The following is an 11,859-nucleotide window of genomic DNA, read 5'->3' on the forward strand; positions in this document are numbered from 1 at the left end:
GTATGGCGGCAAACACACTGGTCGAAAAGGATGGCGCCGGAAAGATTTTCGGCGCGGGGTGGGGCGTCAAACTGGCCGGGCTGGCGATGGTGCTGAGTCTGGCGGCCGTCGTGGCGGTCGCGCTGACGATGTTCGCCGGCGGCTTCACCTCGACCGAGACCGTGTATATCGACGCCCAGCGGGCCGGATTGGTCCTCGATCCCGACGCCAAGGTGAAACTGCGCGGCGTGGAAATCGGCCGGGTGAAGGCGATTTCGTACACCGGCGACAATGCCCGCCTGAAACTGGCGATCGACCCCGACCAGATGAAGATGCTGCCCGCCAACGTCGGCGTCGATATCAGCTCCACGACGGTATTCGGCGCGAAGTACGTGAATTTCGTTGTGCCGCAGCATCCGTCGTCGAAGCAATTGACCCCCGGCGTGACGGTGAACGCGCAATCGGTGACCGTCGAGTTCAATACGCTGTTCCAGCATCTGTCCGATGTGCTGTCGAAGGTCGCGCCCGAGAAGCTGAATGCCACCCTCACCGCATTGGGCACCGCGCTGCAGGGCCGCGGCGACAAGTTCGGCCGACTGCTCGCCGATTCGGATCAGTATCTGCGAGATATCAATCCGAGCCTGCCGGATCTGCAACGCGATCTGCAAACCTCGGTGGGGGTGACCAATCTGTATGCCGATACCGTGCCGGATCTGTTGCGTACCACCGACAATGCGGCGGTGACGAGTGGAACGATCGTCGATCATCAGGGCGATCTGGACGCGATGCTGCTGAACCTGATCGGCCTCGCCGATACCGCCGGGGGAGTGCTGCGCGACAACGAACAGCAGATCGTGACCGCCCTGGATCTGTTGCGGCCCACGGCAACCCTGCTCAACGAGTACAGCCCCGCGCTGTACTGCCTGATCGTCGGCGCCGCCGACGCGCTGCCGGTCGGTAACCGGGTCTTCGGCGGCGACGGACCGTACGTGAAGCTGAACGCGAGTTTCATGCCCGGCGGCACCCCGTATCACTATCCCGAGGATCTACCGAAGGTGAATGCCACCGGCGGACCGCACTGCGAGGGCATCCTCGATCGGGTGCCGGGCAGCCACGCCGACTACCTCGTGACCGACACCTCCCAGGGCGAGGTGTGGCAGCCGACGACGGACACCCATCTCAACGGGCCCAGGGTGTTCCAGCTGTTGTTCGCCGGATTACCGGGGGTGCCCAACCCATGAGGATCAAGGTGCATGCCAGCACGGTGAAGCTGGCGATCTTCACGCTGGTGATGGTGCTGGTGCTCGCCGGACTGGGCGTGGTGTTCAGCCAGATGCGCTTCGCCCGGGAGAACGGATATCACGCGATCTTCACCAGTTCCTCGGGGATGTTGCCGGGGTCGAAGGTGCGCATCGCGGGCGTGCCGGTGGGCACGGTGCAGCGGGTGTACGTCGGCGAGGACCATCTGGCGCATGTCGATTTCGCCGTCGACCGGCAGTACCGGATCTACGCCAGCACGCAGGCGACGATTCGGTACGAGAATCTGGTCGGCGATCGGTACCTCGAGCTGATGGACGGGCCCGGCGCCGCGCAGGCGCTGTCCAACGGTGCCACCATCGGGGTCGACCGGACCAAACCGGCCCTGGATCTGGATCTGTTGCTCGGCGGTTTCAAGCCGCTGCTGCGTGGATTGGATCCCACTCAGGTCAACGATCTGACCAGCGCGCTGCTGCAGGTGTTCCAGGGGCAGGGCGGCACGCTGGTGGCGCTGCTGAACAGCTCCGGATCGTTCACCAGGACGCTGGCCGATCGAGATGCCTTGATCGGCAGCGTGATCGAGAACCTGAAGACGGTGCTGTCCACCATCGATGATCGCAACAAGGAGTTCACCACCACGCTGGACGAATTGCAGCGGCTGGTGAGCGGCCTGGCCGCGGACAAGGATCCGATCGGCGCCGCCCTGCCCCGATTGGCCGGGGCCACCGGCGATCTCACCGATCTGCTCACCCAGGCCCGCCCGGACCTGAAGCAGACCTTCGATCAGCTGGGTCGGCTGTCGGCCAATCTCGACGGTCAGTCCGACGATGTGCAGTACGTCCTGTCGAAACTGCCCGACACCTACAAGAAGCTGATCCGGATCGGTTCCTACGGCTCGTTCCTGAACATGTACATCTGCGGGACCAACTTCCTCGTCGACGGCCCCAACGGGCAGCCGTTGCATGTGAACATGCCGGGCATGCAGGTGACCGGAAGGTGTTCGAACAAATGAACGGAAACCGCATCTCGCTGACCAATGTCGGCGTCGTCGGCCTCGTGCTCGCGGTGGCGATCGCGCTGTCGGCCCTGCAGTTCGACCGGCTGCCGTTCATCCGTTCCGGCGCCGAATTCAGCGCCTACTTCGCCGACGCGGGCGGCCTGATGCCCGGGGATCAGGTCCAGGTGGCCGGGGTGCGCTCGGGTCGGGTCGAACAGGTGCGCCTCGACGGGGCCAAGGTCAAGGTGTTGTTCAGCCTGGACGAGGCGATCGTGCTGGGGCGCAAGACCTCCGCGGCGATCAAGACCAATACCGTGCTGGGCCGCAAGTCCCTGGCGGTGACGCCCTCCGGCGACGGCGTCCTGCACGGTGATGAGCCGATTCCCTTGGAGCGCACCACCTCTCCGTATTCGCTCGAGAGCGCCCTCGAGGATCTGTCCTCGACGGTCAAGGGACTGGACACCGATCAGGTCGACAAGACACTGGATACGCTGTCGCAGTCCTTCGCCGATACGCCCGCGCCGCTGCGCTCGGCGCTCGACGGCGTCACCGCGCTCTCGCGCAGCCTCAACGCCCGCGACAAGGCGCTGATCGATCTGCTCTCGCATGCGCAGAACGTGACCAAGGTACTGTCCGATCGCGCGAATCAGATCGATGCGCTGCTGCTCGACGGCAACAATCTGCTCGGCGAGCTGAACGACCGGCGCACCGCGCTCAGCCAGCTCATCGTCTACATCAACGGCCTCGCGCAGCAGCTCACCGGCTTCGTCAACGATAACGAGGCCCAGCTGAAACCGACACTGGACAAACTCGATTCGGTCCTGGCGCTGCTGCAGCGCAACCGGGACAACCTCGCCAAGGCTCTCGATGAGCTCGGCCCGTTCGAGGCGGCGCTGGGCGAGCAGGTCGGCAGCGGGCCGTACTTCCAGGCGTATGTGGCCAATGCGACGAGTAAGGGTCTGCAGATCCTGGTGGACGCCATGGTCTGGCCGCAGCATGTGCCCGACTCGCTGCGCAACTTCTTCCTCGACCCGGCGCCGCCGTCGGCCGAACCCTCGGTGCAGGAGCCGCCACGATGAACGCCGTCCGCAAGGTGCCGCGCTGGGCCAAGATCATCGCTGCCGCACTGGTCGTCGCACTGGGTGCGTGGGTGGTCTACGGCGCGGTGACCAAGATCGGAAAGACCCGTATCACCGCGTATTTCCCGGCCACCACCGGTTTGTACGCCGGTGACGATGTGCGCGTACTCGGGGTGAAGGTCGGCAGGATCGATGCGATCGAGCCGGGTAAGGACCGGGCGAAGGTCACCCTGACGGTCGACCGGGGTATCGACCTGCCGGGCGACGCGCGTGCGGTGATCATCTCGCCGTCGCTGGTGTCGGCGCGGTTCATCCAGCTGGCCCCCGCCTACACCGGCGGGCCGAAGATGCACGACAACGCCGAGATTCCGGTGGAGCACACCGCGATTCCGGTGGAGTGGGACGATATCAAGGCCGAGCTGACGAAGCTGTCGGTGGCGCTGGGCCCGGTCGGCGAGGATAAGCAGGGTTCGCTCGGGCGGTTCGTGAACACCGCCGCCGACAACCTCGGCAACGGCAATGCCCAGGCGTTCCGCGACACTCTGAAGGAGCTGTCCAGCACGCTGAACACGCTGTCGGACGGCCGCACCGATCTCTTCGGAACCGTGCGCAATCTGGCGCAGTTCGTCGATGTGCTGTCCAAGAGCAATGAGCAGATCGTGCAGTTCGGCGGTCGGCTGGCCTCGGTGTCGTCGGTGCTGGCCGGCGTCTCCGATGATCTCGGTGCGGGCCTGGACAATCTGGATTCGGCCGTGGCCGATATCAAGCGCTTCCTCGACGAACGCGGCGGACAGCTGACCGAGAGTGTGCAGCGGCTCGCCGATGCGACCCAGGTGCTCGCGGATAAGCGCCCCGAGCTGGAGCGGATCATGCATTCCGGCCCGACGGCACTGGTGAACTTCTATCAGCTCTACAAACCGGCACAGGGCACGCTGACCGGATCGGTGGCCGCACCGAACTTCGCCAACCCGTTCGCCTTCCTGTGCGGCGCGGTGGAGGCCGAGGAGGACAACCAAGCCCAGCGCAGCGCCGACCTGTGCAAGCAGTATCTCGCGCCGATCATCCAATCCCTGATGATGAATTACCCACCGCTGCTGGCGAATCCGGTGACGGGACAGATGGCCTTCCCCAACCAGCTCACCTACAGCACGCCGGATGTGGCCGCGCAGGCCCAGTCGCAACAGAGCCCGCCGCCGGTGACGGTGCCGAAAGGCCTTGCCGGACTGGCAATGCCGGGAGGTGGGCAGTGACTATGGCCTCGCTTCGCTCGGCGGGTTCGCGGCCCCTGAGGCTCGTTTCTTCCCTCCTCCGCTCCTCCGCTTCGCTCCCCCGCTCCGTCAGCCCAGAAACGAGCCGGGCCGCGAACCTGCGGGGTTTACGAGCTTTCACTGCCGCAATTGGTCTGGCGCTCGTGCTCGGTGTGTCGGGGTGTCAGTGGGATGGGCTGAACACCCTGCCCATGCCGGGTGCGGCCGGAACCGGTTCGGGTTCCTGGCAGGTGAAGGTGCAGATGCCGAATGTGACCACCCTGACCCGTAATTCGCCGGTCAAGGTGGACGACGTCACGGTCGGCACGGTGACCGGCATCGAGGTGCAGGGCTGGCACGCGCTGGTGACCGTGAGCCTGGACAAGGGGGTGAAGCTGCCCGGGAACGCGATCGCGCGGATCGGCCAGACCAGCCTGCTCGGCAGCAATCACCTGGAGCTGGCGGCGCCGACGGATGTTCCCGCGGCGGGCGAGCTGCGGGGCGGCGACCTGATACCGCTCGATCGCGCGGGCGCCTATCCGACCACCGAACAGACCCTCTCATCGCTGTCGGTGGTGCTGAACGGCGGCGGTATCTCGCAGCTGGAAACCATTACCCGCGAACTGAATGCGACCTTCATCGGCCGCACCGACGCCATCCGCGATCTGCTGCCGCAGCTGACCCAGCTGACCAGCACCCTGGATCAGCAGACCGGCGACATCATCGCCGCGATGAACGGTCTCGACCGGTTCGCGGGGCAGCTGGCGCAGCAGAAGGATCAGGTGACCACGGCCATCACGAAGCTGCATCCCGCACTGACCGTGCTCGCCGATCGCCGCGAGAACATCACCAAAACCCTGACGGCACTGGGTGATCTGAGCGATGTCGTGCAGCGCATCATCGATCGGGGCGGCGACAATCTGAAGGCCGATCTGGCGAATCTGCATCCGACGCTGAAGACGCTCGCCGATACCGGTACCAAGCTGGCCGATTCGCTGCAGTGGCTGCTGACCTTCCCGTTCCCGATGAAGAACATCCCGCGGGTCATCAAGGGCGACTACATGAATCTGCTCATGACGGTCGATGCCACCGGCGCCCGGCTGGATTCGAACTTCCTGACCGGTACTCCGCTGGGCGGTCGTTTCGGCGGCGTCGAGGGCGCGCTGGGCACCTTCGCCGGAACCGCCGAGGGTAAGGGCGATCCCGTGACCGGACCCCTGCAGACCCCGCCGGCCACACCGGCACCGACGCCGAGTATCCCAGGGCTGCCACCGATTCCGGGCCTGCCCGCCATTCCCGGGATCACGGTTCCTGGTCCGCAGCAGGGGGGCCCGGGCCGATGAAGCTCACCAAGTTCGTCCGGGTTCAGCTGATCATCTTCTCGCTGGTGACCGTGGTCGGTCTGGTCGTGATGGCGGGCAGCTATGTGCATCTGCCCGCCATGTTCGGCATCGGCCGCTATGGGGTGACCGTCCGGCTCACGGCCACCGGCGGGCTGTATCCGACCGCGAATGTCGCCTATCGCGGCACCAATGTGGGCAAGGTGCAACAGGTCCGGCTCACCTCGGACGGGGTGGACGCCAAGCTGCTGATCAACAGCGACTACAAGATTCCCGGCGATGTCGAGGCCTATGTCCGGAGCGTCTCCGCGATCGGCGAGCAGTACGTCGACCTGGTTCCGGCGCAGCATCCGCAGGGCGGCGATCTGCGCGACGGATCGGTGATCCCGGTCGAGCGGACGAAGCTTCCCCAGGATGTCGGCGCCATGCTGGATCAGGCCGATCGACTGCTGTCCTCGGTCGCGGACACCAAACTGCGCCAGGTCATCGACGATGCGTTCGTCGCGTTCAACGGGGCCGGACCGGATCTGCAGAAGTTCATCGACTCCGCATCGCTGCTGGTGCAGGAGGCCCAGAAGAACACCGCGCCGACCAAGGATCTGCTGACCAAGCTCGGCCCACTGCTCGACACCCAGAACCGGTCCGCCGATGCCATTCGATCGTGGACCCATGACCTCGCCACGGTGACCGACCAACTGCGCCAACATGATCCGGCACTGGGCCGGCTGCTGGCGCGCACGCCCTCGGCGGCGCAGAAGGTGAGCCAGACCTTCCAGGATCTGCGCCCGACGCTGCCGCTGCTGCTGGCGAATCTGATCAGTGTCGGTCAGGTCGGGGTGACCTATCACGCGGGCCTGGAACAGATCCTGGTCGTGTATCCGCCGCTGCTCGCGGCGCTGCTCACCGTCATCCGTGGGCCCGCCGAATACGGTGCGATGGTCGACTTCATGCTCGGGCTCAACGACCCGCCCGGATGTACCACCGGATTCCTGCCGCCCGATCAACGGCGGTCACCGGAGGACGACTCTCCGATCGACACGCCCGGCAATCTGTACTGCAAGGTGCCCCAGAACGCGCCGGAGGCGGTGCGCGGCATCCGCAATACCCCGTGTCAAGAGGTGCCGGGTAAGCGGGCGCCCACGCCGGAGATGTGCCGCGACGCCAATGGCTATGTGCCCGAGGGGGACAACCCGCCGTTCGGCCCGCCGCGGCCGGTCGACAACTCCGGCCGCCCGGAAACTCCGGGGCAAACCCATCCGGCGGCCGTGATCGAACACTACGATCCCGGCAGCGGGACGTTTCTCGGACCCGACGGCCGGACCTACCGGCAAGGGGACGTCACGGCCGGAGGTTCGGCCAAGGTACCGTCCAGTTGGCAGGCGATGCTCGAGGAGCAGCAGCAATGAGCACATGCGGCGAGCGGATCACATGAGCGAATCAACAGCGAGCGGACGAATTCGGCGGCGCGCGGTGCGGCGGCCCGGCCCACCTGTCGACGAGCCACCGGCGGTCGAGATCCGGGTGGCCGTCGACGAGGTGGCCCCGGTGGCGCCACTCGACAAGGTCGATGCGGTCGCGGAACCGGAAACGGTCCGGGCGGCAACCGAATCCGAGGATGTGGCCCGGCCCGTGCGGCTGGGCAGGCTGGGCTGGGCGGCGGCCGTGGTCGCGGTGCTCTCGGCCCTGGTGCTCATCGGATCCGGTGGCTTCTACCTCGTCCATCAGCATCGCGTGGACGCCGAGAACGACCGGCGCGCGGACTATCTGCAGACCGCCAAGCAGGCGATCATCAATCTGACCACCATCTCCGACGATACGGCCGGCAAGGACCTCGACCGGACCCTGGCGACCCTGTCCGGACAGCTGAAGAACGATCTGACGCAGAACAAGGACGCGTATCAGAAGGTCGTGCAGCAGATCAAGGTCAAGTCCACCGGTGAGGTCCCCGAGGCGGCGATCGAATCCGACGACGCCACCTCGGCGCGCGTACTGGTGGTGGCCAAGCAGACGGTGACCAATTCCGGCACGAATGAGCCGCAGGAGCACAACTTCCGCTTCCGCGTGACCGTCACCCGCGACGACAAGGGCGGTCTCACCGCCTCGGATGTGGAGTTCGTGCCATGAGAATCAGGCTGCGTCCCCTCGTATTCGCCACCGCGGCGGTGCTTTTCGTCGCGGCCGCGGTGGCCGGTTCGCTGACCGGCTATCGGTACTGGTCGGATCGGCAGACCGAACAGGCCCGCACCGATTCGGCGGCCGCGGCCCGGCACACGATGGAGGCGATGTTCTCCTACGACTTCCGCAGTGTCGACACCGAACTGCCGAAGGTCGTCGACAACCTCGACGGCGGCTTCCGCGATATCTACGCGAAGATCATCCACGACGAGATCATCCCCGGCGCCAAACAGAAACAGCTCACGGTCCAGGCCACCGCCCAGGCGGCCGGCGTCATCTCCGCCCAGCGCGACCACGCCGTGATCCTGGTCTTCCTGAATCAGGTCACCACCAGCAAGGACGCCCCGAAGGGCACCGTTACCTCCAGCCGCGTCCGGGTGAATATGGATAAGGCGGGCGGCCGCTGGCTGGCCGCCCAGGTGACCCCGATCTGAGGCGAGCGCTCAATGCCCGCCCGGATCCACATCGTCGTCGGTGAGCAGTGCGCTGCCCGCCACCCGATCCTGGGCCAGCGCGTCGAGAAATGCTCGGGCCCAACGGTCCACATCGTGGGTGAGGACCTGGCGGCGTAGGGCACGCATGCGGCGGCGCTTGGTGTCCGGCTCATCGGACAGGGCGTGGGCGATGGCGTCCTTGACGTTGTCGAGATCGTGCGGATTGCACAGGTAGGCCTGGCGGAGTTCGGCTGCGGCACCGGTGAATTCGCTCAGCACCAGCGCGCCGTTGAGGCCGCTGTGACAGGCGACGTACTCCTTGGCGACCAGATTCATGCCGTCGCGCAGCGGGGTGACGAGCATGACATCCGCGGCGACGAAGAAGGCGATCAGCTCCTCGCGGGGGATCGGCCGATGCAGATAGTGCACGACCGGGAAGCCGACCCGGGAGAACTCGCCGTTGATGCGGCCGACCTGACGCTCGATATCGCCGCGCATCTGGATGTAGCTCTCCACCCGCTCGCGACTGGGGGTGGCCAGCTGCACCATCACGGTCTCGGTCGGATCGATGCGCTCCTCCTGCAGCAGCTCCTCGAGTGCCCCCAGGCGGATATCGATGCCCTTGGTGTAGTCCAGACGGTCGACGCCGAGCAGGATGTTCTTGGGATTGCCCAGCTCCGAACGGATTTGGGCGGCGCGCTCGCGCACCGACCGCCGCCGCGACAGCTCGTCGAGTTCGGCCGAGGCGATCGAGATCGGGAACGCGCCGACGCGGACGGTGCGGAAACCCACCTGAACCACACCGAGTTTCGAGCGGATGCCCACATTGCCCCGCGAGGTCGGCTGTCCGGCAAGCCGTCTCGCCAGATACAGGAAGTTCTGCGCGCCGCCGGGCAGGTGGAAGCCGATCAGATCGGCGCCCAGCAGACCCTCCACGATCTCGGTCCGCCACGGCAGCTGCATGAACAGCTCCACCGGCGGGAACGGGATGTGCAGGAAGAATCCGATGGTCAGATCGGGACGCAGCATGCGCAGCATCTTCGGGACCAACTGCAGCTGATAGTCCTGTACCCAGACCGTCGCGCCCTCGGCGGCCACCTTGGCGGTGTGCTCGGCGAAGCGGCGATTGACGTTCACATAGGCCGACCACCACTCGCGGTGGTACTCCGGCCGGACGATCACATCGTGATACAGCGGCCACAGCGTGCCGTTGGAGAAGCCCTCGTAGTAGTCGCCGACCTCCTGGGCCGTCAGCGGTACCGGGTGCAGTTCCAGGCCGTCCTCGATGATCGGATCGAGGTCGACATCGGGCACGCCGGCCCAACCGACCCAAGCGCCGTTGTTGTTGCGCAGCACCGACTCCAGCGCGGTCACCAACCCGCCGGGGCTGCGCTTCCAACGCTTGGAGCCGTCGGGTAGTCGTTCCAGGTCGACGGGTAGTCGATTGGCGACGACGACGAATCCGGAGCCCGCGCCCTCGCCCTGATACCCCTTCGGCTCCCTCTCGGGTACAGCGCGCTCGGGTCTGTCGGTATCGGGTTCGGTCACTGGATCCTCCGCTCGGGCCCGCTGTAGTTGTGGACGGTGACCCGCTAGTCGCTCCGGTTGATCGGAGCGATGCCGAGCATCGAGAGCAGCATGCGGCACTCGTCTGCGTCCGTGGCGTAGGCGGCGACCACGCGCTGCGCCTGCCGTGCGGTCTCGTCGGCGAGCGGTTCCAGGTCGTCGTCCGCGATGTCGTTGGCGCCCTTCGCGGCCATCATCGTGTCCTCTCGGCTCGGGTGTTTTGTCACGGTTACCGGAAGTCAATGGTATCGGTCGCGGTCTCCGGGGCCTTCGCCTCGGTGCCGACCGCGCCCTAACCGCAATATCCACTCGACACCGGGAAGCGTCCTCGTACGGCAAAGCTATACCGTGGAGGGCAGTCTAATGTCGCGGGAAAGGGATCAGCATTATGCCGTTGGCCACGGTGAATGGAATCGCGCTGAACTATCAGGTGAAGGGTGACAAGGCCAAGGGCACCGACACCAAGGGCGCGGCGCCGCTGGTCGTGCTGATCATGGGTACGGGCAGCCCGGGGCGGGTGTGGGAGCTGCATCAGGTGCCCGCGTTGCTCGCGGCCGGGTACCGGGTCTGCACCTTCGACAATCGCGGCATCGCGCCCTCCTACGAGGCCGCGACCGGCATGCACATCGATGACATGGTCCGCGATACCGCCGCGCTGATCGAACTCCTCGACGAGGGTCCCGCGCTGGTGGCGGGCACATCGATGGGTGCGCGGGTGGCGCAGGAACTCGCGCTGGCCCGGCCCGATCTCGTGCGCAAGGCGGTGTTCATGGCCGGGCACGGGCGGCTCGACCTGTTCCAGAAGACGCTGTCGCTGGGCGAACACGAACTCGACGCGAGCGGGGTGAAGCTGCCGGCGAAGTACGAGGCGTCGATGGCCGCGGCGCTGAACCTGTCCCCGGCGACCCTGGCCGATCCGCACGCCGCGCGCGATTGGCTGGATCTGTTCGAGTTCACCGGCGGCCCGGTCCCGCCCGGCGTCCGGGCGCAGCGGCGGATGGATCACGACTTCGATCGGTTGCAGGCCTACCGCGGCATCAAGGTGCCCAGCCTGGCGATCGGGTTCGCCGACGACCGGATGATTCCGGCGTATCTGGCCCGCGAGGTGGCCGAGGCCATCCCGGGCGCCCGGTATCAGGAGATTCCCGATGCCGGGCACTACGGCTACCTGGAGCGGCCCGAGGCCGTGAACAAGGTTCTGCTCGATTTCTTCGCGGTGCCCAGGTAACCGCCCAATCGTAACGTCGGCCTTGCTAGGGTCGACACAACGCTGAAGGGCTCCGGCTGAACGGCCCACCCGAGCGTTTCCCTACCCAGCGCCAGTATCCAGTGAGGTGAAATGAGCACCAACCCCTTCGACGACGAGGACGGCCGCTTCTTCGTCCTGGTCAACGACGAGGAGCAGCACTCCCTGTGGCCGGCCTTTGCCGAGGTCCCCGCAGGGTGGCGAGTGGTGTTCGGCGAGGACAGCCGCGCTGCCTGCGTCGAATACGTGGAGAAGAACTGGACCGATATGCGGCCCAAGAGCCTTCGTGACGCGATGGCCGCCGACGATGCGGCCCGCCAGGCTGCGCAGTCCTGAACCTTCGATAGTTCCGATACTGCGCGCCACCGGCTGTGCGGGGAAGCTGCGGCTTTCCGCATAGCCGGTGCGCCCGGCTATGATGGCTCCGTTTTCCGCCTCCTTAGCTCAGTGGTAGAGCACTCGCCTTGTAAGCGAAAGGTCGTCAGTTCAATCCTGACAGGGGGCTCGATAGAGGCGTGTCGGTCACGCCGCCCGACAAG

12 protein-coding genes and 1 tRNA gene are annotated in these 11,859 nt (G+C 66.1%); 11 read left to right on the top strand and 2 right to left on the bottom strand.

The window, feature by feature from the left end; all coding sequences use genetic code 11:
- Positions 1–2 precede the first annotated feature (2 nt).
- The 8 genes from ACIA76_RS23705 (at position 3) to ACIA76_RS23740 (ending at position 8,508) form a co-directional block, all read left to right on the top strand.
- Positions 3–1,220 (top strand): MCE family protein, encoded by a 1,218-nt coding sequence (locus ACIA76_RS23705; RefSeq protein WP_397154136.1) that lies wholly within the window; start codon positions 3–5, stop codon positions 1,218–1,220.
- Positions 1,217–2,248, top strand: coding sequence for an MCE family protein (locus ACIA76_RS23710; protein ID WP_397154138.1), 1,032 nt, complete (start codon positions 1,217–1,219; stop codon positions 2,246–2,248). Before ACIA76_RS23705 ends, ACIA76_RS23710 begins: the two co-directional genes overlap by 4 nt.
- Positions 2,245–3,312, top strand: coding sequence for an MCE family protein (locus ACIA76_RS23715; RefSeq protein ID WP_397154140.1), 1,068 nt, complete (start codon positions 2,245–2,247; stop codon positions 3,310–3,312). Before ACIA76_RS23710 ends, ACIA76_RS23715 begins: the two co-directional genes overlap by 4 nt.
- Positions 3,309–4,562, top strand: coding sequence for an MCE family protein (locus ACIA76_RS23720; RefSeq protein WP_397154142.1), 1,254 nt, complete (start codon positions 3,309–3,311; stop codon positions 4,560–4,562). The genes ACIA76_RS23715 and ACIA76_RS23720 overlap by 4 nt, the downstream gene beginning before the upstream one ends.
- A gap of 116 nt (positions 4,563–4,678) precedes the next feature.
- Positions 4,679–5,902: an MCE family protein gene (locus ACIA76_RS23725; RefSeq protein WP_397154518.1), complete on the top strand. Its 1,224-nt coding sequence runs from the start codon at positions 4,679–4,681 to the stop codon at positions 5,900–5,902.
- The gene (locus ACIA76_RS23730; RefSeq protein ID WP_397154144.1) at positions 5,899–7,305 is read left to right on the top strand and encodes an MCE family protein; all 1,407 of its coding nucleotides are present in this window, start codon (positions 5,899–5,901) and stop codon (positions 7,303–7,305) included. Before ACIA76_RS23725 ends, ACIA76_RS23730 begins: the two co-directional genes overlap by 4 nt.
- A 22-nt stretch (positions 7,306–7,327) precedes the next feature.
- A complete protein-coding gene (locus ACIA76_RS23735) occupies positions 7,328–8,023 on the top strand; it encodes a hypothetical protein (protein WP_397154146.1) in 696 nt (231 codons plus the stop codon).
- On the top strand, positions 8,020–8,508 hold the full coding sequence (locus tag ACIA76_RS23740) for a h domain protein (protein WP_397154148.1): 489 nt from the start codon (positions 8,020–8,022) through the stop codon (positions 8,506–8,508). The genes ACIA76_RS23735 and ACIA76_RS23740 overlap by 4 nt, the downstream gene beginning before the upstream one ends.
- Positions 8,509–8,517: 9 nt before the next feature.
- On the opposite strand, the gene ACIA76_RS23745 is transcribed toward ACIA76_RS23740, so the two are convergent.
- Entirely contained in the window at positions 8,518–10,056 is a 1,539-nt protein-coding gene (locus tag ACIA76_RS23745; RefSeq protein WP_397154150.1) for a trehalose-6-phosphate synthase, read from the bottom strand.
- A 44-nt stretch (positions 10,057–10,100) separates the two neighbouring features.
- Positions 10,101–10,268: a hypothetical protein gene (locus ACIA76_RS23750; protein ID WP_397154152.1), complete on the bottom strand. Its 168-nt coding sequence runs from the start codon at positions 10,266–10,268 to the stop codon at positions 10,101–10,103.
- 194 nt (positions 10,269–10,462) lie between these two features.
- On the opposite strand from ACIA76_RS23750, the gene ACIA76_RS23755 reads away from it, so the two are divergent.
- From ACIA76_RS23755 to ACIA76_RS23765, 3 genes are all read left to right on the top strand, one after another.
- Positions 10,463–11,302, top strand: coding sequence for an alpha/beta fold hydrolase (locus tag ACIA76_RS23755; protein WP_397154154.1), 840 nt, complete (start codon positions 10,463–10,465; stop codon positions 11,300–11,302).
- Positions 11,303–11,413: 111 nt separating this feature from the next.
- On the top strand, positions 11,414–11,656 hold the full coding sequence (locus tag ACIA76_RS23760; protein WP_019931522.1) for an MbtH family protein: 243 nt from the start codon (positions 11,414–11,416) through the stop codon (positions 11,654–11,656).
- A 97-nt stretch (positions 11,657–11,753) separates the two neighbouring features.
- A tRNA-Thr gene (locus tag ACIA76_RS23765) sits at positions 11,754–11,825 on the top strand.
- Positions 11,826–11,859: the final 34 nt, after the last annotated feature.

The organism is Nocardia sp. NPDC051570, assembly GCF_044454005.1.
Taxonomy (GTDB): Bacteria; Actinomycetota; Actinomycetes; order Mycobacteriales; family Mycobacteriaceae; genus Nocardia.